This window comes from Curtobacterium sp. NPDC087080 (assembly GCF_044745105.1).
Taxonomy (GTDB): Bacteria; Actinomycetota; Actinomycetes; order Actinomycetales; family Microbacteriaceae; genus Curtobacterium.
In genome coordinates, this window is the sequence record NZ_JBIUZP010000003.1 from 191,635 (window position 1) to 217,769 (window position 26,135).

Annotated in this window: 20 protein-coding genes, 1 tRNA gene and 1 other RNA gene; 5 read left to right on the forward strand and 17 right to left on the reverse strand. The window is 72.8% G+C overall.

The features are described 5' to 3' along the window. Window positions 1-2: 2 nt before the first annotated feature. From ACIPEQ_RS09140 to ACIPEQ_RS09165, 6 genes are all read right to left on the reverse strand, one after another. A complete protein-coding gene (locus ACIPEQ_RS09140) occupies window positions 3-638 on the reverse strand; it encodes a thymidine kinase (protein ID WP_402714904.1) in 636 nt (211 codons plus the stop codon). Beyond that, on the reverse strand, window positions 638-1,339 hold the full coding sequence (locus tag ACIPEQ_RS09145; RefSeq protein ID WP_402714905.1) for a response regulator transcription factor: 702 nt from the start codon (window positions 1,337-1,339) through the stop codon (window positions 638-640). Before ACIPEQ_RS09145 ends, ACIPEQ_RS09140 begins: the two co-directional genes overlap by 1 nt. After that, window positions 1,326-2,504: a hypothetical protein gene (locus tag ACIPEQ_RS09150; RefSeq protein ID WP_402714906.1), complete on the reverse strand. Its 1,179-nt coding sequence runs from the start codon at window positions 2,502-2,504 to the stop codon at window positions 1,326-1,328. The genes ACIPEQ_RS09145 and ACIPEQ_RS09150 overlap by 14 nt, the downstream gene beginning before the upstream one ends. Next, window positions 2,501-3,793 (reverse strand): sensor histidine kinase, encoded by a 1,293-nt coding sequence (locus ACIPEQ_RS09155; protein ID WP_402714907.1) that lies wholly within the window; start codon window positions 3,791-3,793, stop codon window positions 2,501-2,503. Before ACIPEQ_RS09155 ends, ACIPEQ_RS09150 begins: the two co-directional genes overlap by 4 nt. Before the next feature lie 157 nt (window positions 3,794-3,950). Beyond that, on the reverse strand, window positions 3,951-5,168 hold the full coding sequence (locus ACIPEQ_RS09160) for an Rv2578c family radical SAM protein (protein WP_402714908.1): 1,218 nt from the start codon (window positions 5,166-5,168) through the stop codon (window positions 3,951-3,953). 57 nt (window positions 5,169-5,225) lie between these two features. Continuing rightward, on the reverse strand, window positions 5,226-6,713 hold the full coding sequence (locus tag ACIPEQ_RS09165) for a malate:quinone oxidoreductase (protein ID WP_402714909.1): 1,488 nt from the start codon (window positions 6,711-6,713) through the stop codon (window positions 5,226-5,228). 151 nt (window positions 6,714-6,864) lie between these two features. Between ACIPEQ_RS09165 and ACIPEQ_RS09170 the strand changes: the two genes are divergently transcribed. Then, entirely contained in the window at window positions 6,865-7,980 is a 1,116-nt protein-coding gene (locus tag ACIPEQ_RS09170) for a hypothetical protein (protein ID WP_402714910.1), read from the forward strand. Window positions 7,981-8,095: 115 nt separating this feature from the next. Here ACIPEQ_RS09170 and ACIPEQ_RS09175 read toward each other — a convergent pair whose 3' ends face one another. From ACIPEQ_RS09175 to ffs, 5 genes are all read right to left on the reverse strand, one after another. After that, window positions 8,096-9,145, reverse strand: a complete 1,050-nt coding sequence (locus tag ACIPEQ_RS09175; RefSeq protein ID WP_402714911.1) for an aspartate-semialdehyde dehydrogenase — start codon at window positions 9,143-9,145, stop codon at window positions 8,096-8,098. A gap of 37 nt (window positions 9,146-9,182) precedes the next feature. After that, window positions 9,183-10,448, reverse strand: coding sequence for an aspartate kinase (locus tag ACIPEQ_RS09180; protein WP_209678473.1), 1,266 nt, complete (start codon window positions 10,446-10,448; stop codon window positions 9,183-9,185). Window positions 10,449-10,569: 121 nt separating this feature from the next. Then, window positions 10,570-11,169 (reverse strand): recombination mediator RecR, encoded by a 600-nt coding sequence (gene recR, locus ACIPEQ_RS09185; protein ID WP_126891653.1) that lies wholly within the window; start codon window positions 11,167-11,169, stop codon window positions 10,570-10,572. Next, window positions 11,169-14,180, reverse strand: a complete 3,012-nt coding sequence (locus ACIPEQ_RS09190; protein ID WP_402714912.1) for a DNA polymerase III subunit gamma and tau — start codon at window positions 14,178-14,180, stop codon at window positions 11,169-11,171. The genes recR and ACIPEQ_RS09190 overlap by 1 nt, the downstream gene beginning before the upstream one ends. Window positions 14,181-14,356: 176 nt before the next feature. Further along, window positions 14,357-14,453, reverse strand: an RNA gene (ffs, locus tag ACIPEQ_RS09195) — signal recognition particle sRNA small type. Window positions 14,454-14,489: 36 nt separating this feature from the next. On the opposite strand from ffs, the gene ACIPEQ_RS09200 reads away from it, so the two are divergent. Beyond that, the gene (locus tag ACIPEQ_RS09200; RefSeq protein ID WP_402714913.1) at window positions 14,490-15,164 is read left to right on the forward strand and encodes an SDR family oxidoreductase; all 675 of its coding nucleotides are present in this window, start codon (window positions 14,490-14,492) and stop codon (window positions 15,162-15,164) included. Between the two features lie 32 nt (window positions 15,165-15,196). On the opposite strand, the gene ACIPEQ_RS09205 is transcribed toward ACIPEQ_RS09200, so the two are convergent. Then, on the reverse strand, window positions 15,197-16,393 hold the full coding sequence (locus tag ACIPEQ_RS09205) for an acetate/propionate family kinase (RefSeq protein WP_402714914.1): 1,197 nt from the start codon (window positions 16,391-16,393) through the stop codon (window positions 15,197-15,199). Between the two features lie 97 nt (window positions 16,394-16,490). Beyond that, complete coding sequence (gene pta, locus ACIPEQ_RS09210; protein WP_126892406.1) at window positions 16,491-18,599, reverse strand: phosphate acetyltransferase; 2,109 nt, start codon at window positions 18,597-18,599, stop codon at window positions 16,491-16,493. Window positions 18,600-18,721: 122 nt separating this feature from the next. Between pta and ACIPEQ_RS09215 the strand changes: the two genes are divergently transcribed. Both ACIPEQ_RS09215 and ACIPEQ_RS09220 read left to right on the forward strand, forming a co-directional pair. Beyond that, window positions 18,722-18,809 (forward strand) — tRNA-Ser (locus ACIPEQ_RS09215). 306 nt (window positions 18,810-19,115) lie between these two features. Then, on the forward strand, window positions 19,116-19,760 hold the full coding sequence (locus ACIPEQ_RS09220; protein WP_402714915.1) for a hypothetical protein: 645 nt from the start codon (window positions 19,116-19,118) through the stop codon (window positions 19,758-19,760). 36 nt (window positions 19,761-19,796) lie between these two features. Here the strand turns inward: ACIPEQ_RS09220 and ACIPEQ_RS09225 are convergent, their stop codons facing one another. Together ACIPEQ_RS09225 and ACIPEQ_RS09230 are read right to left on the reverse strand one after the other, a co-directional pair. Continuing rightward, entirely contained in the window at window positions 19,797-21,776 is a 1,980-nt protein-coding gene (locus ACIPEQ_RS09225; RefSeq protein ID WP_402714916.1) for a helicase HerA-like domain-containing protein, read from the reverse strand. Window positions 21,777-21,851: 75 nt separating this feature from the next. After that, window positions 21,852-23,108, reverse strand: coding sequence for a multidrug effflux MFS transporter (locus ACIPEQ_RS09230; protein ID WP_209824171.1), 1,257 nt, complete (start codon window positions 23,106-23,108; stop codon window positions 21,852-21,854). 299 nt (window positions 23,109-23,407) lie between these two features. On the opposite strand from ACIPEQ_RS09230, the gene ACIPEQ_RS09235 reads away from it, so the two are divergent. Continuing rightward, on the forward strand, window positions 23,408-23,989 hold the full coding sequence (locus ACIPEQ_RS09235) for a TetR/AcrR family transcriptional regulator (RefSeq protein WP_402714917.1): 582 nt from the start codon (window positions 23,408-23,410) through the stop codon (window positions 23,987-23,989). A 60-nt stretch (window positions 23,990-24,049) separates the two neighbouring features. Here the strand turns inward: ACIPEQ_RS09235 and ACIPEQ_RS09240 are convergent, their stop codons facing one another. Both ACIPEQ_RS09240 and ACIPEQ_RS09245 read right to left on the reverse strand, forming a co-directional pair. Continuing rightward, window positions 24,050-24,616 (reverse strand): substrate-binding domain-containing protein, encoded by a 567-nt coding sequence (locus ACIPEQ_RS09240; protein ID WP_402714918.1) that lies wholly within the window; start codon window positions 24,614-24,616, stop codon window positions 24,050-24,052. 46 nt (window positions 24,617-24,662) lie between these two features. After that, window positions 24,663-26,048 carry an MFS transporter gene (locus ACIPEQ_RS09245; RefSeq protein WP_402714919.1) on the reverse strand — a complete coding sequence of 462 codons (1,386 nt, stop codon included), beginning with the start codon at window positions 26,046-26,048 and terminating at the stop codon, window positions 24,663-24,665. Between the last annotated feature and the right edge of the window lie 87 nt (window positions 26,049-26,135).

Here is a 26,135-nt window from a genome sequence, read left to right on the forward strand (position 1 = left end):
GGTCAGTGCGCGAGCTCGCCGTCGAGCCGTCCGCCCGACTCCGTCAGGTAGCAGTTCGCGCAGAGCGACTCGTAGGTGACGCCGGCACCGTCGATCGCGACCTGCGACCCGTCGAAGACGAAGTGCCCGTCGACCTTGCGCGGGTTGAACACCGCCTTGCGACCGCAGCGGCAGATGGTCTTGAGCTCCTCGAGCGAGTGCGCGATCTCCAGCAGTCGCGCACTGCCCGGGAACGCCTCGGTGCGGAAGTCCGTGCGGATGCCGTAGGCGAGCACGGGGACCTCGTCGAGCACGGCGACGCGGAGCAGGTCGTCGACCTGGCGCGGGGTGAGGAACTGCGCCTCGTCCACGAGCACGCAGCTCACCGGGCGCACCATGCCGTCGAGCCGGTCAGACTCAGGGTCGCTCGCGCCGGCCTCGGCGACCGCCGCCCGGACGTCGTCGTGCGGGGCGAAGACGACGTCGACCGCCCGGGTGACACCGAGACGGGAGACGATCTCGCGGTCGCCCTTGGTGTCGACCGACGGCTTCGCGAGCAGGACGCGCTGCCCGCGCTCCTCGTAGTTGTACGCCGCCTGCAGCAGCCCGGTGCTCTTGCCGCTGTTCATCGCGCCGTACCGGAAGTAGAGCTTCGCCACTACGCGAGGAACCCGTCCTCGGCAGCGCGGCGGATGAGGTCCGACTTCTTCGACGCGGGACGTCCCACCTTGCTGTACTTCTCGCGCACGCGACGCAGGTACGTCTTGGCGGTCTCGTACTGCACGTTCATCTGCGCGGCGACCTCGTTGGTCGAGTAGCCGGACACGTAGAGGCGGAGCGCCTCTTCCTCGCCCGCGCTGAGCTTCGGCCGCTGGTGCGCGCTCGCGCCGGTCGGCAGCGGCCGCCAGTCGCGCTGCGCAGGAGTCTCGCGGGAGACCCCCATGACCTCGCGCGCGACGTCCATGACCTCGCGCATCGGCAGCGACTTCGACAGGAACGCGGCCGCGCCGGCGGCGAGCGCGCGGTCGCGCGACTCACGACTGTCGACGCTCGACAGCACGATGACCTTCGCGCCGGCAGCCCGGCAGGTGCGGACGCGCGCCTCGATCGACACCGGCTCCTTGAGCTGGAAGTCGAGGAACACGAGGTCCGTCGGGAAGTTCTCGCTGTGCACCATCTCGAGCCACGTGTGCGCGGTCAGGGCGAGATCGAAGTCGAAGGCGTTCACGGCGATCCAGCTCGACAGGCTGTCGAGCAGCACCTCGTGGTCGTCGAGGATCGCCAGCCGCACGCGTCGGGTTCCGGGCTGCGGGAGCGGGGGCACGCCCTCCGTGGTCCGGGTCGGGTCAGTGCTGGTCATAGGAGAACCTTAGTGCGAGGGACGATGGGCGGACGGCGACGTCGAGGTCGGGGAAGGTCACGCGGAGGACCGCGAAGTACGGGTCGAACGTCCGGTGGATGCCGACGTCGGAGTCGTCGACCGCGAGCTCCAGGCGGACCTCGACCCGCTCGGGAGGGGACCCGGTTTCCTCGGCGCGGCGGACGACGGCGCGGAAGCGTGCCGGGTCGACGGTCGCTGCGCCGAGTGCCGCGCGGAGGAAGGTGCGGACCACCGTGCGCTGGTCGGTGTCGAGCGTCGCGACGAGGCCGTCCGGGTCGTCGACCGACTCCACCGATCCGCCGTCGACGGTCACCGCGTACTCGAACCAGGTCCGGTCGGCGTCGGCGACCATGGCGCGCCGGATGCCGTCCGCGATGGCACGGGCGCGTGCACGGTCGGCGTCGGTGATCACCTCGCTGGTCCGGAGTTCGGTGAGGAACGGGGCGACGTCACGGCTGAGGATGACGGACCGGTCCTGCTGCACGCTCGCCGCGATGCCGTCCCGCTCGGCGCGCGCGACGGAGTACGAGCCGGCACGGATCTGCACGCGCTCGGCCAGTCCACCGAACGTCCAGGCGAAGACGACCGACGCACCGGTGAGCACCAGGGTGGGCGCCGCTGCGAGGAAGGCCGCGACGGCCGTGGGCACCTGGTGGGGGAACTCGGCGGCGGCGATCCCCCAGGCTGCGGCGTCGACCGCGGCGAGGACGATCCCGCCGACCGCGAGGTCGCGCCACGGTCGGTAGGGCGCGACCATGACGATGCCGGTCGCGGTGAGCAGGGACATGAAGTCGTTCATCGCGTTGCGGTCCGGCCCCCACTGCGCGGCGACGCTGGTGATCGTCGCGGCTCCGAGCAGCGCGACGTGGAGCACGTGGGCCCAGCGCGGGAAGGGAGCACGGAACGGCGAGGAGGCCGTGACGACGACCGCCGCGGACGCCGCCAGCAGCAGCACGGTCAGCGCGCTGAGGGTCGGGCTCCCGACCACGTCGCGGTCGAACACCGAGACGAGGAGTGCCCACAGGACCCCGGCGGCACCGAGCAGCACCGCGAGCGGACGGGACCCCATGGCGCCGAGCGGGTCCCACTGCTGCGCCGTCCGGGCGCTCCGGACCGCCGCGCGCACCGCGTCGACGCGGCTCACCGGGTGGTCCCCCGATCGGACTCGCCGGTCACGGCGTAGGAGGCGGCGCCGCTGGTCCGGAGGCCGCCGGAACGCACGCCACCGGTGCCCGCTCCGCCGGCACGAGCGGTGTCCTCGCGTGTGTAGGGGACGGTCATCATCACGCTGGTGCCGGAGCCCGGCGACGACCAGACCTGCACGTCACCGCCGACACGACCGATGCGTTCGCGGACCGAGCCGCGCAGCCCCATCCGGTCGTTCCCGGTCTCCTGCTCGTCGAACCCGCGCCCGTCGTCGACCACCATGACGGTGCACGACGCACCGTCGTCGAAGACACTGACCTCGGCGGCATCGGTGCCGGCGTGCTTCCGGACGTTCGCCAGGCACTGTCCCACGGCCCGGAGCAGGGCGGTCGTCGCGGATGGGTCGAGTCGCACCAGTGCAGCGGGGTCCCCGGTCACCGTGACCGTCAGGCCCTGGGCACGGTACTCGTCGACCATCGCGGTGAACGCGGTGCCGGCAGCGGCCGGGTCCGGCGCATCGGACCGCTCGGCCGGGGCGAGCCACTGCTTGCCGGTGAGCATCGCGACGTCGGCCTCGACGGTCCGCGCCAGCTGGGGGTCCATGGGGCCGTCGGGTGCCAGGGCGATGGCCCCGAGGTGGTTCAGGACGGTGTCGTGCAGGATCGCCGCCGCCTCGGCCTCGACACCGGCGCGGTAGGCGGACACGTGCTCCTCACGCGCGGAGCGGAGCAGCTCGGGCTGGACACGCTCGGACCGCGCGGTGTTCCGACTGGTGAAGAGCACGAGGGCGACGACGAACCCCAGCGTGATCCAGGCGAGCACGAGCGGCCGCGGCGGGCCGCCGGACTGCAGCACGGCGATCCCCGTCGCGAGCCGGCCGACCAGGAACCCGCCGATCGACCAGACGACGACGCGGCTCGCGACCGCGCCGGCGCCGCCCACGAGCACGAGCGGGATCACCGCGAGCGACAGCAGGTAGCTCGTCACCCATCCAGCAGGGACCTCGCGCTGCACGATCGTCGTGAACCACCACGTGCACACCCCACCGGTGAGCAGGAACGCCACGGCCGAGCGCCAGGTGCCGAACTGCACGTGCACGCCGATCATCGCCAGCATCGGCAGGAGCGCGAGCACGGCCCCGGCGACCCGCACGTCGGGCTCGGCCAGACGGTACAGCAGCAGCGTGACCGCGGCGGCGACGACGGACCCGATCGCCGCAGCGTGGAACGCGCGCACGGTCGACCACGCGTTCACTCGCGGAGCGAGGTGCGTGGGGATACCGAGCACGGGTCGAAGGTCCTTCCGGGAGTCGTCCGGTCGCCGTACCACGCGGCCGGTCAGGGCCGAGCATGTACCCCGAAACGAGCACGATCCGGCGACCCGCTCGATGCTACCGCCGATCACCGACACAGGGTGTCCCCCGAACGCGGAAGGTGGACGCTCGTCAGAACAGGGTCGGTCCGGTCCCGCTGCCGACCGCTGCCACCGCCGCGCCACGTCGGTCGAAGCCGGGGTCCGCGCGCTTGAGCGGCGACGAGGTCGGGCGGGACTGCTCGTCGAGCGACACCGGGACGCGGTACCCGTTCGTGATGCGGGTGCCGGTCAACCCGGACGGCCTGCCGGACGCTGCGGCCGAGACCGCGCCGTCCGGCACGAGGTGTGCCTGTCGGTCGCTGAAGCCCATCGACCCGGTCGTGGGGTCGACCCGGCCGAGCCCGAGACCGTGCGCCGCGAGGATCGGGCGCACCCGGTCCGCGAGCCAGCGCCGGTAGTCGGCGGGCGCGTACGTGTTGTCGAGGTACATCGACCGGTAGCGGGCGACGAGGTCGGGGCGCGTCCGCTGCAGCCACGCGGCCCACCACGGCTTGACGCCCGGGCGCAGGTGCAGCGCGGAGTACATGACGCTGGAGGCGCCCGCGTCGGCCGCCCGGCCGATCGCCTGGTCGAGGTGGGCGCGGGTGTCCGTGATGAACGGGAGCACCGGCATGAGGAAGACCGAGCACTCGAGCCCGGCGTCACGGATCGCCCGCACGGTCGCGAGCCGGGCGGCGGTCGTCGGGGTCCCCGGCTCGACCTGCTGCTGCAGCTCGTCGTCGTACACCGCGATGGACATCGCCAGGTCGACCGGCACGCTCCGTGCCACCTCGACCAGCAGGGGCAGGTCCCGCCGCAGCAGCGTGCCCTTCGTCAGGATGCTGAAGGGCGTGCCCGACTCGGCCAGTGCCCGGATCACGCCGGGCATCAGGCGGTAGCGCCCCTCGGCCCGCTGGTACGGGTCGGTGTTCGTGCCGAGCGCCACGGGGTGACGGTCCCACGTCGGCTTCCGGAGCTCCCGACGCAGGACGTCGGCCACGTTCGTCTTGACGACGATCTGCTGGTCGAAGTCCGCGCCCCCGTCGAACTCGAGGTAGGTGTGGGTGGGCCGGGCGAAGCAGTAGACGCACGCGTGGCTGCACCCGCGGTAGGGGTTGATCGTCCACCCGTAGGTCCCGCTCCCGTCGGCCGCCGGCACCCGGTTCAGGGCACTCTTCGCCAGGACCTCGTGGAAGGTCACGCCGGCGAACTCCGGCGTGGTGACGCTGCGCACCAGCCCACTGTTCGACTCGAGCCCGGGGAGTGCACCGTCGTGCTCCGCCCCGATCGCCTGCCCGCTCCACCGCATGCCCTCATTCGAACACACGTTCGAACGGGCTGCAAGTCACCGGGCGGGCCGAGGATGTCAGTGGTGCAGGCCGAGGACCTTCGCGGTGTGCTCGAGCGTCTCGTCGGCGAGCTGCGGATCGGCCCCGAGGTCCTTGCCGAACGTGGGCACCATGGTCCTGACCATCGGGGCCCAGGCGTCCCATCGGTCCGGGAAGCACCGCTGCAGCATCGACAGCATGATCGGCACCGCGGTGGACGCGCCCGGGCTCGCGCCGAGCAGCCCGGCGATCGAACCGTCCGCCGAGGTGATCACCTCGGTCCCGAACTGCAGCACGCCGCCCTTCTCCGGGTCCGGCTTGATGACCTGCACGCGCTGCCCCGCCGTGATGCGGTGCCAGTTGCCGGGCTCGGCCGTCGGCATGAAGTCCCGGAGCGCGTCGAACTTCGTCTGCTTCGACGCGAGGAGCTGCCCCACCAGGTACCGGACCAGGTCGAAGTTCGAGAACGCCACGCTGAGCATCGGACGGAGGTTGTGCGGACGGATCGAGCGGAAGAGGTCGAGCAGCGAACCCTGCTTCAGGAACTTCGGACTGAAGCCCGCGTAGGGACCGAACATCAGCGACGCCTTGCCGTCGACGATGCGGGTGTCGAGGTGCGGTACCGACATCGGCGGCGCACCGACGCTCGCCTTGCCGTACACCTTCGCGGAGTGCTTCTGCACGACCTCCGGGTCGTCGGTGCGCAGGAACTCGCCCGACACCGGGAAGCCGCCGTACCCGCGGATCTCCGGGATGCCCGACTTCTGCAGCAGGTGCAGGGCGCCGCCGCCCGCGCCGACGAAGACGAACTTCGCCGCGATGCGCTGCGTTGACCGGCCGATCTCGTTGCGGACGTCGAGCGCCCACCCCTCGGAGATCTTCGAGCGGGTGATCTTCCTCACCTGGTGTGACGGTTCGAACTCCACGCCCTCGATCTCGAGCTCGTCGAAGAGCTGCTGCGTGAGCGAACCGAAGTCCACGTCCGACCCGGCCGCCGAGTACGTCGCGGCGATCGGCTGGTCCTTCTTGCGGCCGGGGATGAGCGCCGGAGCCCACTTCCGGATCTGCGCCGGGTCGTCGGAGTACTCGATGCCGGCGAAGAGCGGGTGATCCTTGAGCGCCTCGTAGCGCTTGCGCATGTACTCGACGTTGTCCGCACCCCACACGAAGGAGATGTGCGGCGTGGGGTTGATGAAGTTCGAGGGTTGCGGCAGCGCGCCCGTCTCGACCAGGTGCGCCCAGAACTGCCGTGACACCTGGAACTGCTCGTTCACGGTGACGGCCTTGGCGATGTCGACGTGACCGTCGGGCATCTCCGGCGTGTAGTTCAGCTCGCACAGGGCGGAGTGCCCGGTCCCGGCGTTGTTCCAGGGGTTCGAGGACTCCTGCGCGACGGAGCCGAGCCGCTCGTACACGCGGATCTTCCACGTGGGTTCGAGGCGGTGGATGATGGCGCCGAGCGTGGCGCTCATGATCCCTCCCCCGACCAGGACGACGTCGATCGGGTCCACCTGCTTCACTGCCACGCACCGATCCTACCCACTGCCGCTGGGTCGACCGCGGCATCGGTGCGCGCGCGACGAGGCCTGTGGTCATAGCAGGTGTGCGTGAAGTACGACATTCCGTATGTGCCATCATTTCGGGGTTCCGCTCGACCGATCCTCCGGAGGCCCCACCGTGAACCGTTCTCGGCGCGCCCGTCTCGCGCTCCCGCTCCTGCCCGCAGCCGCCATCGCCCCGCTCCTGCTCGGCCCCGCCGCCCTGGCGGAGTCGACCCCCTCGCCGCAGCCCGGATCACAGTCGGCACCGGCCACGACGCTGGAGGGCACCTTCCGGGTCACGGGCACCCCGGGCTTCGTCAGCGTTGCCGACCACGACGGCCAGCCCGCGCTCGACACCCGCTCGGTCGCCGCCGACACCGCGCACTACCCCGCTCCCGGCACCACCGGTCCGCTCGTCGTCGGGTCGACGTGCCTGTCCGCCCTGAACGGCCCCGGTCTGCCCTTCGCACTGCTCGCCGACGCAGCCACGCCGTCCGGGTGCCTCCAGGTCCGAACGACCAGCCCCGCCCCGCACGTCGTCCGGTTCACCGCCGACGACCCGATCTCGCCGGCGGACGGCCTCGAACTCGGCCTGCAGGAGGACGGCCTGCTCCTGGCGCTCGGCACGGCTGGCTCGGACATCGAACTCGTCACCGAGGGACCCGTCGCCGCTCCGACGCTCGACGACACGGAGCTGGCACCCGACTCCGCCCTGTCGGGGACTGCCACCCCCGGCGCGCACGTCGTCGTCGCCCGCGACGGGGTCATCCTCTGCGAGACCGACGCCGCCGACCGTGGTGCGGCTGACGCCGGGCACTGGACGTGCTCGCCCACCGACGCACTCATCGAGGGTACTTACACCCTCGAACTGTTCAGCTCGACCCCGGCCGGTCAGCTCGCGCCGCCCGTCCCCGTCGAGGTCGTCGTGACCGCGGAAGCGGGCGCCGGCGACGGATCGGACCCCGGCGACGGCGCGGTCACCGACCCGGGCGACGAACCGTCGCCGGGCGACGGCAGCGGAGCCGCTGGTGGCACCGGCGACACCGGGACTCCCGGTGGAGCCGGCCACGCCGGTGCGCCCGACACCGCGGCGGCGGTCGCCGACACCGCACCGGCGGCTTCCGTGCCGCAGGGACGCCTCGCATGGACCGGCGCCGAGGTGGCCGGCCCCCTCACCGCCGCGGGAGCGCTCCTCGCCGCCGGGATCGGCGTGATGCTGCACCGACGTCGGCGCGCGCGATCCGGTTCCTGACGACGGGGTGACGGACGGGAGGCCCGTGGCGGTGTCGCCACGGGCCTCCCGTGCGTCAGGTGTCCCGTCCGTACCCGTCGCGTCCGGCGGTGCCGTCGCGTCCGGCGTGCGGTCCCTACGCCGCGACCGCGCGGCGCTCGAGGATCGTCTCGGCGATCTGCACCGCGTTGAGCGCGGCGCCCTTCCGCAGGTTGTCGTTGCTGACGAAGAGCACCAGACCGTGGCCCTCAGGCGCGGACTGGTCGGCACGGATGCGGCCGACGAACGACGGGTCCTGGCCGGCTGCCTGCAGCGGCGTGGGGACGTCCGCGAGTTCGACGCCCGGGGCGGTGGCCAGGATCTCGGTCGCCCGCTCGGGCGACAGCAGCTGCGCGAACTCGGCGTGCACCGAGATCGAGTGGCCGGTGAACACCGGGACGCGGACGCACGTGCCCGCGACGAGCAGGTCCGGCAGTTCGAGGATCTTGCGGCTCTCGTTGCGGAGCTTCTTCTCCTCGTCGGTCTCGCCCTGGCCGTCCTCGACGATGCTGCCCGCGAGGGGGACGACGTCGAACGCGATCGGGCGCACGTACTTCACGGGCTCGGGGAAGGTCACCGCGGAACCGTCGTGCGTGAGCGCCGCGGTGTCCTGCTCGAGTGCGGCACGCGCCTGGCCGAGCAGCTCCTCGACGCCGGCGAGGCCCGACCCGGACACGGCCTGGTAGGTGGTCGCCACGAGGCGGCGGAGCCCTGCTTCGGTGTCGAGCACCTTGAGCACCGGCATGATCGCCATCGTCGTGCAGTTCGGGTTCGCGATGATGCCCTTCGGCGCCTCGTCGATCGCGTGCGGGTTGACCTCGCTCACGACCAGCGGCACCTCCGGGTCCATCCGCCAGGCGCTGGAGTTGTCGACGACCACCGCACCGGCAGCGGCGAACTTCGGCGCGAGGGCGCGCGACGCGGTGGCACCGGCCGAGAACAGCGCGATGTCGATGCCCGAGGGATCGGCGGTCTCGGAGTCCTCGACGACGATCTCCTCGCCGCGGAACGGCAGCGTCGTGCCGGCGGACCGGGCGCTCGCGAAGAACCGGACGTGGTCGGCCGGGAACGCACGCTCCTCGAGGAGGCGACGCATCACGGCGCCGACCTGGCCTGTGGCGCCGACGACGGCGACGGTGGTGCTCATGTGGTGCTCCTGCTCGTGGATCGTCCGGGTGGCGCGCTCAGCGCCCGGTACCGGCGTAGACGACGGCTTCCTGGTCGGCGTCCAGGCCGAACGCCTGGTGCACGACGCGCATGGCCTCGTTCAGGGTGTCGGCGCGCGTCACGACCGAGATGCGGATCTCCGAGGTGGAGATCATCTCGATGTTGATGGACGCCTCGTGCAGGGCACGGAAGAGCGCCGCGGAGACGCCGGCGTTGGTGCGCATGCCGGCACCGACGAGCGCGAGCTTGCCGATCTGGTCGTCGTACTGGATGCCCTCGTACCCGATGTCGGCCTTGGCCACCTCGAGCGCGGTCAGGACGCCCTGGCCCTGGTCCTTCGGCAGCGTGAACGAGATGTCCGTGCGCCCGGTGACCGCCTCGGACACGTTCTGCACGATCATGTCGATGTTGGCGCCGGCGCGGGCCACGATCGTGAAGATCTCGGCGGCCTTGCCGGGGGTGTCGGGCACGCCGACGACGGTGATCTTGCCCTCGGAGAGGTCTCCGGCGATGCCGGTGATGATCGGTTCTTCCACGGTTTCCCCCTCTGCAGGGTTGTAGACGATGGTGCCCTCGGCGTTGCTGAACGAGGACCGGACGTGCAGGGTGACGCCGTGCCGACGGGCGTACTCGACGGCGCGGATGTACAGGACCTTGGCGCCGGACGCGGCGAGTTCGAGCATCTCCTCGCTGGTGATCCGGTCGACCTTCTTCGCCTTCGGCACGACGCGGGGGTCCGCGGTGAAGATGCCGTCGACGTCGGTGTAGATCTCGCAGACGTCCGCGTCGAGCGCCGCGGCGAGGGCGACGGCCGTGGTGTCCGACCCGCCGCGACCGAGCGTGGTGATCTCGCCCGTCGTGCGGTTGAACCCCTGGAAACCGGCGACGATCGCGACGTGCCCGGCGTCGAGCGCTTCGCGCACGCGCTTCGGCGTCACGTCGACGATCCGGGCCTTGCCGTGCTGCGCGTCCGTGAGCATGCCCGCCTGGCTGCCCGTGTAGGACGAGGCCTCGACCCCGAGGCTCTTGATCGCCATCGCGAGCAGCGCCATCGAGATGCGCTCCCCCGCGGTCAGCAGCATGTCGAGCTCACGACCGGCGGGGATCGGCGTCACGGAGTGCGCGAGGTCGACGAGCTCGTCGGTGGTGTCGCCCATCGCGGAGACGGCCACGACGACGTCGTTGCCCGCCTTCTTCGTCTGGACGATCCGCTTCGCCACGCGCTTGATGCTCTCGGCGTCCGCGACGGACGATCCACCGAACTTCTGCACGATCAGGGCCACTGGCTGGTACTCCCGGGGACGACGGTTCCGCGACGGTCACGCGGTCTGACAATCGTAGAGGGTGTTCCGCGGATGTTGCGTGCGAGGCGGGCTCGACGCAACGATCCTGCGCGGGCGACCGTCAGCCGCCGACCAGGCGACGGCCCTCGAAGGCGCGGCCGAGCGTGACCTCGTCGGCGTACTCCAGGTCGCCGCCGACGGGCAGGCCGGACGCCAGGCGCGTGGTGCGGATGCCCATCGGGACGAGCAGTCGGCTCAGGTAGGTCGCCGTCGCCTCGCCCTCGAGGTTCGGGTCGGTGGCGATGATCACCTCGTCCACGGTGCCGTCGGCCAGTCGCGTCATGAGCTGCTGGATGCGCAGGTCGTCCGGACCGACACCGTCGATCGGACTGATCGCACCGCCGAGCACGTGGTAGAGCCCGCGGAACTCACGGGTGCGCTCGATCGCCGCGACGTCCTTCGCCTCCTCGACCACGCAGATGACGGTCGGCGATCGGCGCGGGTCCCGGCAGATGCTGCACCGGACGTGCTCGGTGACGTTGCCGCAGACCTCGCAGAAGCGGACCTTCTCCTTGACCTCGGCGAGGAGCTCGGAGAGCCTGGCCGGGTCGAACGACTCGGTCTGCAGGATGTGGAACGCGATGCGCTGCGCCGACTTCGGGCCGATGCCCGGCAGGCGACCGAACTCGTCGATCAGGTCCTGGACGATGCCGTCGTACATCAGGCGCCTTCCTCGTGCAGGGCGGTCTCCTCGATGAACTGCGCGCCGAGGATCTCGCGGACGACCGCCTCACCGTAGCGACCGGCGACCGGTGTCCGTCGGACCTGGGGCGGGGCAGACCGCTGCGGTGCCTGGCGCTGCTGCACCGCACTGGTCTGCTGCACGCCGGTCTGGTGCGCCGCGGCCTGCTGGTGTTGCTGCGGATCGGCAGCGCCGGACGGCTGCGGCGCCTGTCCGGGGTCGGGCCGGACCGACCGGCCGCCCGAGGAGGGCCCCGGATCGGGGAACGGCGCTCCGTCGTCGTACGGTTCGTCGTCGAGCGGGTAGTCGTCGACCGGCAGGTCGTCACGAGCCGACGGCGTCGATGACTGCTCCGGTGTCGTCGACTGCTCCGGTGCCGTTGCCGCTGCGGGTGCCGTGTTCGCGGCACCGGCGGTCGGCTGCTCGGTCGTCCGCGGACGTGCCGCCGCACCACCGAGCGCGGAGGCCGGACGGAGCTGCGCGGCGAGCGCCGCGTCGGCCGCGGCGTCGGACACCGGCGTGACCGGGGCGACCGGTTCTCCCGTGTCCGTGGTGCCGAACGGCGCGGACCAGCCGGGCTCCGGGTGCCCGTGGGTCGCACCGGCGGTGGGGTCGGCCGCCGGGATCGTGGCGACGACCCAGTCGGTCACGGGTCCGGTGGGTGCCGAGGTGGTCTGCTGCCGGGGCGGCTCCTGGGGCTCGGGCTGCTGCTGCGCAGGCTGCCGCTCAGCCGGCTGCTGCTGCTGCGCGGGCCGCTGCTGCTGAGCCGCCTGCTGCTGAGCCGACTGCTGCGCGGCCGGCTGCTGCTGCTGGGCGGGACTGGCCGCTGCCGGACGCTGCGGTGCGGCAGGCTCCGGCTGCGCGACGGGCTCCTGCCGGGCATCGTCCACCGCCCGTGCGACCGGCTCCGACCGCCTCTGCTGGTCGGTGCTCGCCGCCGAGGTCTGCTGCGGCTCGGGCGCCCGCGCGGGCTGCTGCTGCGACGCCTGCTGCGGTCTGCCGCCGGGCTGCTGGGGAGCACCGTCACCACCGGCTCCCCCGCCGGGGCGCTGCTGACCGGGCCCACGGGCGACGAACTTCACCCGCAGTCCGAGCACGTCGATGATCGCCGACCGGAGCAGCTCGCTCACGCTCGTCGACGGATCCGACATCTCCTTGAAGGACGCGACGTCCTGCTGGCTCGGGAACGTCAGGGTGAGCACGTCGTCGCGCAGGGCGGTGACCTGCGCCGTGACCACCACCGACCAGGCCGACCGTCGAGCGCGCTGGACGTGCTCGACGACCTGCGGCCAGGCGTCCCGGAGCTGCTGGAAGCCCACCGCCGCAACCGGGCGCACGACGGGCTCGTCGCCGACCGCGGTGCCCTGACCGGTGGACGACGCGTTCGCCGCTCCGGAGGGCTCGTGCGGAGCCGGCGCTACCGGACGCTCGGTCGTCGCCCGGTCAGCATCGGCCGACGGAGCGGACGCGGCACTCGGCACGGCGGCGGCCCAGGACGCGGCCGCGTCACGCGCTGCTGCACGCGGGTCGTCTGCTCCACCAGGCGCCGCGTCGGGCGCGGCGACGTCGGAGGTGCTCGGTCGCGGCGCGGTCGGACCGCTCCCGGTCGAGCCGGGCTGCGCGGTCGAGCCGGGCTGCGCGGACGAACCCGACTGCACGTTCGAGCCCGACTGCACGGACGAGCCGACGGGCGTCCCCGCCGGGCCGGACTGCGGCGCACGGGCGGCAGCGGGTGACGAGGTCTGCGCACCCCTCGACGCCGTGCTCCGGTCCGTTGCCGGACCCGTCGGCGCGGTCGCCGCCGGCGCGTCGTGCCCGCCGACGTCCCCCACACCGACGCGCCGCTCGAGCCGCTCGACGCGCGCGAGTGCCCCGCGCTGGGTGTCGTCCGCCTCGGGCACGAGCATGCGCGCCGTCATGAGCTCGAGGTGCAGTCGCGGCGACGTCGCGCCGGTCATCTCGGTGAGTGCCCGGTTCGCGATGTCGGCGGACCGCGACAAGGCCGTCGCGCCGAAGACGCCGGCCTGGCGCGTCATCGTGTCGAGCTCCTCCGGTGAGATCCCGCGGAGCACGGCTGCAGCGCTCTCGTTCGTCGCCGCGACCACGATGAGGTCGCGGAGGCGCTCGAGCAGGTCCTCGACGAAGCGACGCGGGTCCTGGCCGGTCTGCACCACGCGGTCGACCGCGGCGAAGGCCGACGCGGGGTCCGCGACGGCCAGCGCGTCCACGACGTCGTCGAGCAGTGCGGCATCGGTGTAGCCGAGCAGGGCGACGGCACGCTCGTAGGCGATCGCGCCGTCCTCGCTGCCGGCCATGAGCTGGTCGAGCAGCGACAGGGTGTCGCGGACCGAGCCCCCGCCGGCACGGACGACGAGCGGCAGGACGCCCGGCGCCACGGACACCGACTCCTGCGCGCACAGCTGCTCGACGTACTCGAGCATGGTCGCCGGCGGCACCAGCCGGAACGGGTAGTGGTGGGTCCGGGAGCGGATGGTGCCGATGACCTTCTCGGGCTCGGTCGTCGCGAAGATGAACTTGACGTGCTCCGGCGGCTCCTCGACCAGCTTGAGCAGGGCGTTGAAGCCCTGCGGCGTCACCATGTGCGCCTCGTCGAGGATGAAGATCTTGTAGCGGTCGCGGGCGGGCGCGAAGACCGCTCGGTCGCGCAGGTCGCGGGCGTCGTCGACACCGTTGTGACTGGCGGCGTCGATCTCGATGACGTCGAGGGAACCCCCGCCGCCACGCGCGAGCTCGACGCAGCTCGGGCACACACCGCAGGGCGTGTCCGTCGGCCCCTGCTCGCAGTTCAGGCAGCGGGCGAGGATGCGTGCCGAGGTCGTCTTGCCGCACCCGCGCGGCCCGCTGAAGAGGTACGCGTGGTTGACGCGGTTCGTCCGCAGGGCGGTCCGCAGCGGGTCCGTGACCTGCGACTGACCGATCAGCTCGGCGAAGTTCTCGGGCCGGTAACGGCGATACAGGGCGGTGACCACGGGTCAAGGGTAGCCGTGACGGCCGACAGCACGACGCCCTCGGTGACCGCCTGTGGAGGCGGGTCGCGGGGCGGGGGTGGGCCGTGCCTCCCGGCCGGTGCCGACGCTCCCGGGAAGAACGGGAGGCTCCCGAGAACGGAGGAGGGCTCCCGACCACGGAGGAGGGCTCCCGGAACGAAGAAGACTCCTCACGCACCCGCCAGAGCCCGGTTACCCTTGCTGCGTTTCCGCCCTGGGGGAGTTGGCCTGGATGGCGTCACGTGAGGAGCCTCCGGAAGTCTACCGGATGCTCCGGGCAGTATCGGACACATGAAGATCGCCATCGCCGGAGGACACGGCCAGATCGCACTGCTCCTCGCCCGCCTGATCACCGACGCGGGCCACGACGTCGTCGCGATCATCCGCAACCCCGCCCACGTGACCGACGTCGAGCAGCAGGGTGCGACGGCCCTGGTCGTGGACCTGGAACAGGTGGACGACGACGAGCTGGCCCTGCGCCTCCGCGGCGTGGACGCCGTCGTCTTCGCAGCGGGAGCCGGGCCGAACAGCGGTGCGGAGCGCAAGGAGACCGTCGACCGCGACGCGGCGGTGACCCTGGCCGACGCGGCGGAGCGGATCGGCATCGACCGGTACGTGATGGTGTCGGCGATGGGGGCCGACGCCTACGACCCGGAACGTGCGGTGGTGCCGGCCCGGACGGAGTCCGACGTCTTCCAGGTGTACCTCCGGGCGAAGTCGGAGGCCGACGCGAACATCCGGATGCGGAACCTGCGCTGGACGATCATCCGGCCGGGCGCCCTGCTCGACACCCCGCCGCAGGGCACCGTCCACGTCGGGCGGACGGTCCCCCGGGGCTCGATTCCCCGCGCCGACGTCGCCGCCCTCGTCCTGCACGCGCTGCTCGACGACACCGCGGTGGGGGTGCAGTTCGAGGTGACGAGCGGCGACACGCCGATCCCCGCGGCGCTGCACGCCCTGAGCTGACCCGCACCGGCGGCTCGCCCGGACGCCGCCCCCTACAGCGCTACGGTCGCCGACTGCCGGGCGATCTCGAGCTCCTCGTTCGTCGGGACGACCAGCACCGCGACCCGCGACGAGTCGGTCGAGATGAGCCGGGCCTCCTTCGAGTGCAGCTCGTTGCGGTCGGCGTCGACCTCGATGCCCAGGTGCTCCAGCCCCGCCAGCACGCGTCGCCGGAGCAGTGCGTTGTTCTCCCCCACCCCGGCGGTGAACACGACGGCGTCCAGCCCGCCGAGCTGCGCCGTGTAGGCGCCGACGTACCGACGGATGCGGTGCCGGTACACGGCGAGCGCCGCCTCGGCCTCGTCGTCGCCGCCGAGCGCGGCGTCCTGCACGTCACGCATGTCCCCGTTGCCGGTCAGCCCGAGCAGGCCGGACCGCTTGTTGAGCATCGTGTCGAGGTCGTCGAACGACATGCCGGCCTCGCGGTGCAGGTGGATGAGCACGGCCGGGTCGAGGTCGCCGGAGCGCGTGCCCATCACGAGGCCCTCGAGCGGCGTGAGCCCCATCGACGTCTCGATCGACCGTCCGCCGTCGATCGCCGCGGCCGACGCACCGTTGCCCAGGTGCAGCACGATCGTCTTCAGCTCGGACAGCGGGCGGCCGAGGAACTCCGCCGTCTGCTCGGACACGTACTTGTGGCTCGTGCCGTGCATCCCGTAGCGGCGGATCCGGTACCGCTCGGCGAGGTCGGCCGGGATCGCGTACGTGTAGGCGTGCGGCGGCATCGTCTGGTGGAACGCGGTGTCGAACACGGCGACGTGCGGCACGTCGGAGAAGACCTGCTTCGCCGCGCGGATGCCCTCGAGGTTCGCCGGGTTGTGCAGCGGCGCGAGGCTGTTCAGGTCCTCGATCTGCTGCTCGACCTCGTCGGTGACGACCGTCGCCGCGTCGAAGGTGGTTCCGCCGTGCACGACGCGGTGCCCGACGACCGCGGGCGGGTGCTCGTCGAACGACGGTCCGACCTTCGCGAAGGCGTCGATCATCGCCTGGAAGCCGGCGGCGTGGTCGGGGACGGAGGCCGCGTCGTTCGAGGACGACTCCCCCGTCAGCGCGTTGGTGTGCTTCCACGCCCCCGACGACTCACCGATGCGCTCGACGAGTCCGGAGGCGAGCGTGCGCTCGCCCTCGAGCTCGATGAGCTGGTACTTGAACGAACTCGAACCAGAGTTCACGACGAGGGCTGCGGTCACTTCGGTGGTGCCTTTCTCGGGACGGTCTGGAGGCGCGGTGCGGGCGGGTGGTCCGGGCGGCGGTCGGTCGCGGCTCGGTCCGGTCGGGACCGGTCGGTCACGCCGCGTCGGTCGCGGTGCCGGCCTGGATCGCGGTGATCGCGACCGTGTTCACGATGTCGCTCACGAGCGCACCGCGGGACAGGTCGTTGATCGGCTTGCGGAGGCCCTGCAGGACCGGCCCGATCGCGACCGCGCCGGCCGATCGCTGCACGGCCTTGTACGTGTTGTTGCCGGTGTTGAGGTCCGGGAAGACGAACACCGTCGCCCGGCCCGCCACCGGTGAGTCCGGCATCTTGGTGCGGGCGACCGTCGGGTCGGCGGCGGCGTCGTACTGGATGGGCCCCTCGACGAGCAGGTCCGGGCGACGCTCGCGCACGAAGGCGGTCCCGGCGCGGACCTTGTCGACGTCCGCGCCGCTGCCGCTGTCCCCGGTCGAGTAGCTGAGCATGGCGACGCGGGGGTCGATGCCGAACTGCGCTGCCGTCTCGGCCGAGGAGATCGCGATGTCGGCGAGCTGCTCGCTGGTCGGGTCGGGGATCACCGCGCAGTCGCCGTAGACGAGCACGCGGTCGGCGAGCGCCATGAGGAACACGCTCGACACGATCGAGGTGTCGGGTCGGGTCTTGATGATCTCGAAGGACGGTCGGATGGTGTGCGCGGTGGTGTGCCCCGCACCGGAGACCATGCCGTCGGCGAGTCCGAGCTGCACCATGAGCGTGCCGAAGTAGGAGACGTCGGTGACGGTGTCCCGGGCGAGCTCGATCGACATGCCCTTGTGCGCCCGGAGCCGCGTGTACTCCTCGGCGAAGCGCTCGCGCAGCTCGGGGTCGAACGGGCTGACGAGCTGCGCGCCCTCGAGGTCCAGCCCGAGCTCGGTCGCACGGGCCCGGATCGCTGCCGGCTCGCCGAGGATCGTGAGCTCGCAGACCTGTCGCGCGAGCAGGGTCGAGGCCGCGTGCAGGATGCGGTCGTCGTCGCCCTCCGGCAGCACGATCCGCTTGCCGTACCCCCGAGCGCGGTCGAGCAGCCCGTGCTCGAACATGAGCGGGGTGACGACCCCGGACGGGGTGAGCTGCAGGCGGTCGCGGAGCGCATCGGCGTCGACGTGCTGCTCGAAGAGCGCCAGCGCGAGGTCGGCCTTGCGGGGCGAGTCCGCCGCGAGCCGCCCGCGGGTGTGTGTGATCCGGAGCGCGGTGTCGTAGGTGCCGAGCTCGTTCCGCGCGATCGGCAACGAGCTCGACAGGCCCTCGAGCAGCCGGGTGATCTGCGGCGAGGTCTCGAACCCGCCGTTGAGGATCACGCCCGCCAGGCTCGGGAAGGTCTCGGACTGGTTCGCGAGCACGGTGGCGAGGAGCACGTCGCTGCGGTCGCCCGGCACGACGACGATGCCGCCTTCGATCAGGCGGGGCAGGACGTTCTCCATGCTCATGCCGGCGACCACGGTGCCGAGGGCCTCACGCTCGAGCAGTGCCTCGTCGCCGCGGACGAGCGTGGCTCCGGTCGCCTCGAGCAGCGCCCGGACGGTCGGTGCGACGAGCACGCGGTCCTCGGGGATCGCCCACACGGGGGTGTCGGGGTGGTCGTCGCGCACGGCCCGCTCGACACTGGCGACGATCGCCGGCAGGGCCTCGGGGTCGGCGCGGTTCACGACGACGCCGAGCAGCTGCGCGTGGGCTGCCCGGAGTTCGCTGGTGGTGACGTCGGCGACCTGCGCCATCGCGTCGGGCGTGCGGGCGCCGCGTTCCGCCGAGTCCCGTCCGCCGAGCACGAGCAGCACGGGCGCGCCGAGGTTCGCCGCCACCTTCGCGTTGAACGACAGCTCGGTCGGACTGCCGACGTCCGTGTAGTCCGACCCGAGGACCACCACGGCGTCGCACCGCCGCTCGACCTGGGCGAAGCGGCTCAGGATCGTGCCGAGCGCCGCGTCCGGATCGGCGTGCACGTCGTCGTAGGTCACGCCGACGGCCTCGTCGTAGGTCAGCCCCACCGCCGAGTGCTGCAGCAGGAGCTCGAGCACGTAGTCCGGCTCCGCCACCGACCGCGCGACCGGCCGGAACACGCCGACGCGTCCGACGGAGCGTGCGAGGGTCTCGAGGACTCCGAGGGCGACGGTGCTCTTGCCCGTGTGTCCTTCTGCTGACGTGATGTAGATGCGGGTCGACACGCCTCCAGGCTAGTCGCGGGCACGCCGTGCGCTCTGGGAGTCGACGTGGCCGCGGAGCGACGTGGTCGTGACCACCCCCGCGAACCTGTACCATGGGGTGTCGTCACCGCGAGGTGGCGCGAGGAGAATTCGCCTAGTGGCCTATGGCGCACGCTTGGAAAGCGTGTTGGGTGCAAGCCCTCGGGGGTTCGAATCCCCCATTCTCCGCCAGCAGCACCGAAGGGCGCGTCCACCAGGACGCGCCCTTCGTCGTTCCCGGATGCTCGTCCCCCGATCGGGTCGTCCCCACCCGGGTCGTCCCCCACTCGTGGGACACGTCCGCACCCCGCTCGGCGCGTCCTGGCCGGGAAACGCCCATCGGGGGTGGAACGGACTGTCCTCCGCCCCCGTCCTGCCCCTAGTCTGTGCAGACGGACGACCCCGGGACGGGTCGGACACGGTGCAGCGGGCGGCAGGGGCGTCACCCGCGGTGGGCCACTCGGCCTGCCCACGCGCCCGAGGGGTGAGGAGACCCACGTGGGGGAAGCGACGGTGTCGGCTGCCGGGCGTCTGCGGACGCCGGTCTACGACGTGGTCCTGCGTCCGCGGCGCTCGCTCGTCCGTTCCACCGTGCTGAGCGTCGTCTGCTCCGCCGTGCCCCTCGCCGTCGCGCTCGTCTGGGTGTCGTTGCCGGAGCGCTGGTGGGCCCTCGTCGCCGGGCTCGTCGTCGCCCTCGCCGTGGCCCTCGGGGTCCTCTTCGTCCGACTCGGTCAGGCCTTCCTCGGGATCGACGCCGACGTCGTCGTCCTGAACGCCGTCCTCAGCCCCGACCGCCGCGTCGCCCGTGCCCGGATCGACCGGTTGGTCATCGCGCCGACCTACGCCACGTCGCCCGACCGGACCGCGCGCGAACTCCTCGCCTTCGACGCCGACGGGGCGCACCTCTTCCGGCTGCGCGGCGACGTCTGGGGCGACGGTGCCCTCGACCGCGTGGTCGAGGTGCTCGGTGTGCCCGTCGAGCACGAGCGCCGCCCGGTCCACGTCCGCGAGGTCGCCCGCCGGTGGCCGACGAGCCGCACCTGGTACGAGCGGCGCGGCGGCGTGCTGCTGGTCGGTGCGGCCGCGGTGTGCATCGTCGCCGGGCTGCTCGCGGTCGAGACCGTCGGCTTCCTGACCCGCTGAGCCGGACGGCCGCTCGACGGCCGTCCGACCGCGCCCTCAGCGTCGCCGCCGCAGCGTCGAGAAGATGCCGCGGACGACCTCCTTCGCGATGGTCTGCCCGAGGCCGTTGCCCAGCAGCCCGCCGAGCGGGTCGTCCGCAGCCCGTCCACCGGACCGCGACGAGCGCGTCGACGTCGTCCGCGACCGGCGCCCCGCCGCGGCGCGCTCCGCCCGTTCGAACTCGCGCTGCGTCCGCTCGTACTCCGCCTGTGCCGCCTTCCGGTCGCGCTCGTCGCGGGCTGCCTGTGCGGCCGCCTCCTTCGCCGCAGCGGCGGCGGCTCGGGCGGCCTCCTGCTCGGCGTCCGCATGCGCCTGTGCGGCCGCTGCCTCCGCGGCGGCCGACTCCATCCGCGCGGCCAGGACCTCGCGGGCCGACTCGGGGTCGACCGCGGTGCCGTACCGGGCGAGGAGCGGGGACGAGGCGACCCGGGCCTCCAGGACGTCCGACGGCAGTGCGTCCATCGACCCCTGCGGTGCCCGCAGACGGGTCCACGCCACCGGCGTGGGCGCGCCGTCCTCGTTCATCACCGTCACGATCGCCTCCCCCGTCGCGAGCGAGGTCAGGACCTCCCCGAGGTCGTAGTCGCTCGTCGGGTAGGTCGAGACGGTCGCCCGCAGCGCCTTCGCGTCGTCCGGGGTGTGCGCCCGGAGCTGGTGCTGCACCCGCGAGCCGAGCTGCGCGAGCACGTCGTCGGGCAGGTCCTTCGGCGTCTGCGTGACGAAGACGATGCCGACGCCCTTCGAACGGATGAGCCGCACGGTGCGGACGATCTGCTCGCGGAAGTCCTTCGAGGACCCGGAGAACAGCAGGTGCGCCTCGTCGAAGAAGAACACGAGCTTCGGCGCGTCCGTGTCGCCGACCTCGGGCAGTTCGTTGAAGAGGTCCGCGAGCAGCCACATCAGGAACGTCGAGAACACCTCGGGCTGGTCCTGCACGCCCGGCACCTCGAGCAGGCTCACGATCCCGCGGCCGTCCGGGGCGGTGCGCAGGAACTCCTGCGTGTCGATCTCGGGCTCCCCGAAGAACCGGTCCGCGCCCTTGTCGGCGAAGGTCACGAGTTCACGGAGGATCACCCCGGCCGTCTGCTTCGACAGCCCGCCCAGCTCGGCCAGCTCGGCCTTGCCCTGGTCGCTCACCAGGTACGTGAGCACGGCGCGCAGGTCCGACAGGTCGACGAGCGGCAGTCCGGCGCGTTCGGCGTGGTGGAACACCAGCCCGAGCGACGACTCCTGCGTCGCGTTCAGGCCGAGCACCTTGGACAGCAGCAGCGGCCCGAAGCCGGACACGGTGGCACGGATCGGCACACCGGCGCCCTGACCGCCGAGCGAGTAGAACTCCGTCGCGCTCGCGATGCCCTGCCACCGCTGTCCGATCGCCTCGGTGCGGGCGAGGAGCTTCGCGTTCGGCTGCCCGGCCTCGGCGAGTCCGGAGAGGTCGCCCTTCACGTCGGCCGCGAACACGGGGACGCCGTCCGCGGCGATCTGCTCGGCGAGCAGCTGGAGCGTGCGGGTCTTGCCCGTGCCCGTCGCCCCGGCGACCAGGCCGTGCCGGTTGAGCATGCCGAGCGGGATCCGGACCTGGACGTCGGGCAGGGCGCTGCCGTTGACGAGGGCGCCGAGCTCGAGGGCGGTGCCCGCGACGGCGTACCCGGCGCGGATCGCCTCGACCGCGTCGGGACCGAGCGGGCCGGGAGGTTCGGTGTCCGTCGCCGACGTCGTCCCACCCCCGGCTGCGGTCGCGTCGGGCCCCGTGGTCGCGTCGGGCTCGGTGGTCGCGTCGGGGACCGGTCCGGCGACGGGCGCGACCGCCACGCCGGGTGCCGCGGACGGAGCGGGCGCCGTGTCGGTCGCCCGCTCCAGCGCCGCCGCGAGCTCCTCGGCCCGTCGGGCCGCCTCGTCGGCGAGCCGTCGCGCCTCCTCGGCCGCTGCCTGCGCCGCTGCTGCCGCTGCCCGTGCCTGCTCCACCGCGTCGGTCATGTCCGCAGCATACGGACGGGGACGGTCGCCGGTCCGGGTGCCCGCGAGCGCCAGCCGGCCGCGGACGGCGTCACGTCAGTGCGAGAGCGCCGGCACCGTCCGCGGCCGCACGACCACCCAGAGCACGAGGACGGCGACCGCGGCCGTGCAGGCCATCACGGCCGCCATGGGCGTGGCCGCGGTGATCCCGAGCCACCCGACGATCGGCGACACGAGCCCGGCGACCCCGAAGTTCAGCGCGCCGAGGAGCGAGGCGGCGGTACCGGCCTCCTTGCCGTGCGCGGCGAGACCGATCACCTGCACCAGCGGGAAGGTGAACCCGCACGCGGCGATGAAGAACCACAGCGGCACGAGGACCCCGACGAGGCCGGCGCCGAGCTGGTCGAGCACCACGATCGCCACGGCGGACACGAGCAGGGTGGCGGTCGAACAGGCGAGGATCCACTGCGGTCCGACGCGCTGCGCCAACCGGGACGACACCTGCACGCCGACGACGACGCCGATCGAGTTCACGGCGAAGAGCAGGCCGTACTGCTGCGCGTCGAGCCCGTAGACCGTCTGGAACAGGAACGGCGACGCGGACAGGTAGGAGAACAGCCCGCTGAAGACCATCGCCCCGATGAGCGCGACCCCGACGAAGATGCGGTCGGACAGCAGGGCCTTGTAGCGCTGCCCGATCGTCGAGTGACCGGCCTCCCTGCGGCGTGCCGGCGGGAGGGTCTCCACGATGAGCAGCGACGACGCGATCACGACGGCGGCGCCGTAGCACGCGAGGAACACGAACACACCGCGCCAGCTCACGAACTGCAGCATCTGCGAGCCGATCAGCGGGGCCAGGATCGGTGCGAGGCCGTTCACCATCGCCAGGCGGGAGAGCATCCGCACGAGCGGCTTGCCGCCGAACAGGTCGCGCACGGTCGCCATAGCGACGACGCCACCCGCCGCGGCGCCCATGCCCTGCAGGACGCGGAACAGCGCGAGCACCTCGACGTCCGGCGCGAGCGCGGCGCCCACCGACGCCGCGACGTGCACGGACGTGGCGATGATCAGCGGGAGGCGCCGCCCGACCTTGTCGCTCCACGGCCCGACGAGCAGCTGTCCGACCGCGAACCCGAGCGTGGTCGCGGTCAGCGTGAGCTGCACGGCGCCCTCGCTGATGCCGAACTCGCGCTCGAGCGACGGGAACGCCGGCAGGTACAGGTCGATGGTGAACGGCCCGAGCGCGGTGAGCGCGCCGAGCACGAAGACGTAGACGAGGCGCTGCCGCCGGGTGAGCGAGTCACCGGGGTGCAGCACGACGCGGAGCGAGCCGGTGGTGGCGGGCGCGGTCACGAGCGGTCCTTCACGGGGTCGGGTGCAGGAGAGACGGGATCGGGTCCGCTCGACGACGGCGAGGACGTCGAGGACGTCCACGAGCGGCCGAGGGAGCCGGACGCTGACCGGATCAGGTCGAATCGAATCGATTCGGCGTCGGAACCATCCTAGGGCCTGTGTGAGCGCTCTCGCGACGCCCGCACGGCTCGGACCTCGTCACGCTGCGCGCTCTGTCCCGTCCGCGCGGTCGCCGTGCGGTAACGTCGGACTGCCCGAGCGCCGCCTGGTGCGGACGGAACGAAGAGGGGGGTGGTGTCGTGGTCGACGCCCGGATCGTGCACACCACGGCAGCGCTGCGCGAGGCGATCCTCCGACTCGCAGCGGACCGCCCCGTCTCCGCCATCACGGTGGCCGACGTCACGCGCGCCGCCGGCATCAACCGGGCCACGTTCTACTCGCACGCGGTGTCCCCCGGATCGCTCCTCGCCGACGTGCTGACGCCCGAGCTCGACCGCATCCGCGACGACGACGCCGAGGCACGGCACACCGCTTCCGCCCGCGGCGCCGGTCCGGACGAGCTCGCGGCGATCACGCGGCGCAGCATCGACGCCGTCGTCGAGCACGTCGTCGCCCACCGCGACATCTACGCCCGCGGACTCCCGGACAGCGAGGACGCCTCCCTGCACCGGCTGCTCGTGCAGCACCTGACGGTCTCGAGCGCGCAGCACATCCGCGAGCTCGACCCTGCGACACGCCCGCCCCTGCTCGACGACGTCGCGGCCGGGTTCGTCGCCCAGGGCTTCGTCGGTGCGATCGAGGCCTGGCTCGCCGGCCCCCGCCGCTCGCGGAGGTCCCTGGTCGAGACGATCACCCTGTCGTTCCCGGCCTGGTGGCACTGAGCCGAGCCGACACCCGGGTCCGCTCGCGCTGACCCGCTCGGCCCGGCGACGCAGGTCCCGTCAGTCGGCCGGGTCCGGCTGCTCGCCGCGCTGCAGCGACCGGACGACCTCGACGGCCGACCGGGCGGTGTCCCCGGCATCCGCTGCCGCGGGCACACGGTGGTCGGCCGAGATGCCGTCGCCACCGGTGCCGCTCGCCGGGACCGGGTCGCCGACCGAGACCACCACCACACCGGCGTCGTGCGCGGTCTGCACGGCACCGGCGAGCGCGTCGGCGTCGACGGGGTGCACGAGCACCGCCTTCGCCCCGGCACGGACGAGCGCGTCCACGGCGCGGGCCTGCTCGGCCGCAGGGTCCCCGGCCGCAGGGTCCCCGGCCGCAGCGTCCCCAGCCACCCGGACGTCCGGCTCGAACCCGGCACCGTCGAGCCCGCGTTCCAGGTCCGCGGCGAGCGCGTCGTCCCCGGGCGCGAGCACCGCTCCGACCACGGCGTCCGCGGCGAACCCGCCGTCTGAGCTCGTCAGGTCGGTGCTGCGGACCGGGGTCGGCGCAGCGGTCGTCGGCCCCTGGCACCCGGTCAGGGCGAGGGTCACCGCCACGAGGACGGCAACGACGCTGGTGCGCACGGGACCTCCTCGGCTCGATCGGACTCCCACGCTACCGCTGGTCGGGTCACGCGGCGCCGGGGGTCGGTGGCGCGGGCACCGGCCCGAGCCGCCGGACCGCCACCGTGCCGACGAGTGCGATCGCCGTCATCGCGACGAAGACGAGCGGGAAGGACCACGCACCGTCGGCTCCCCCGCTGCCGACGAAGAGCAGCCCGGTGACCGCGAGGCCGACCACGCTCCCCGAGGCGTCCGCGATCGTCAGGGCCGAGCTGGCGAAGCCGTCGTCGCCCTCGCCCGAGAAACGGAGCGTCAGCATCGACAGCCGCGGGTACATCGCGCCCATCCCGGCGCCGCCGACGAACCACCCCGCCACGAGCACCCACCACGGCAGCCCCCACACCGCGACGGCGAGCGCGCTGGTCAGGCTGACCAGGACGAGCGTGAGTCCGGTCCCGAAGGTCCGCGCCGCGCTGAGCCGCTGCTCCCCCAGTCGGCCGTGCAGCCAGCTCGCCCCGGCCCAGCTCAGGGCGGCGACGGTCAGCGCGAGTCCCGCCGCCGAGGCGCTCAGGCCGTGCCGTGCCTGCAGCAGGAAGGGGACGTAGGCCTCGCTGCCGAAGAACGCCGCCGCGACCAGGCCGCGCAGGAGCACCACGGACGGCAGGCCCGCGGCCGCACGGAAGGTGCCCGTGGGCAGGAGCGGCCGCAGGGCCGCCCACGCGCCGACGACCCCGATGACGACGGCCACGACCCGCGCCCACGGACCGAGGTCCGGCGCGACGTTGAGCAGCAGGATCGCGAGCGCCGCGGCGACCGACCACGCGATGCGCCTCGCCTGCCACGGGGGCCGGCGTTCGACCGGCGGCGCGTGCAGGCGCGCCAGCGTCGGGACGAGGAGCGCGAAGGCGACGACCGCGATGACGAGGGCGCCCGCGAAGACCCAGTGCCAGCCCCACACCTCGGTCACGACCCCCGCGAGCGCCGGCCCGACGAGCGCCGGCACGACCCAGGCTGCGGCGAACCCGGCGAAGACCGGCCCGTGCAGCTCCGCCGGGAAGATCCTGGCGACCAGCACGTACAGCACGACGTCGATCGCACCGGCGCCGAAGCCCTCGACGAGACGACCGGCCAGGAACACCCCCATCGTCGGCGCGGTCATCACGACGGCCGTCCCCAGGGCGAAGAACACCGCCGACACCCAGGCGACGACGCGGCCGCCCGAGCGGTCCGTCCACGTCCCCGCGAGCACCATCCCGGGCACCCCGGCGGCGAGCGGGGCGGCGAAGGCGAGCGCGTAGAGCGTCTGCCCGTCGAGGTCGCGGCTGATCTGGGGCATCACCGTCGTCATCGCGAGGTTCTGGAACGCGGCCACCCCGACGATCGCGACCATCCCCAGGGTCGCGAGCGCGTAGCGCCCGCTGAGGATCCCCGACCTCGTCGCCACACTGCTCACCGGGCCAGCCTAGGGGCGCGCACCGACGATCCGTCAGGTCCTGGTGACGGACGGGAGGCTCCCCACCGGACCGGTGGGGAGCCTCCC

Bases quoted from the DNA above. Each gene is read 5' to 3' on its own strand.
- ACIPEQ_RS09145 (WP_402714905.1), bottom strand. From the start codon at position 1,339: ATGACCAGCACTGACCCGACCCGGACCACGGAGGGCGTGCCCCCGCTC.
- ACIPEQ_RS09160 (WP_402714908.1), bottom strand. From the start codon at position 5,168: ATGCGGTGGAGCGGGCAGGCGATCGGGGCGGAGCACGACGGTGCACTC.
- ACIPEQ_RS09175 (WP_402714911.1), bottom strand. From the start codon at position 9,145: ATGAGCACCACCGTCGCCGTCGTCGGCGCCACAGGCCAGGTCGGCGCC.
- recR (WP_126891653.1), bottom strand. From the start codon at position 11,169: ATGTACGACGGCATCGTCCAGGACCTGATCGACGAGTTCGGTCGCCTG.
- ACIPEQ_RS09200 (WP_402714913.1), top strand. From the start codon at position 14,490: ATGAAGATCGCCATCGCCGGAGGACACGGCCAGATCGCACTGCTCCTC.
- ACIPEQ_RS09225 (WP_402714916.1), bottom strand. From the start codon at position 21,776: ATGACCGACGCGGTGGAGCAGGCACGGGCAGCGGCAGCAGCGGCGCAG.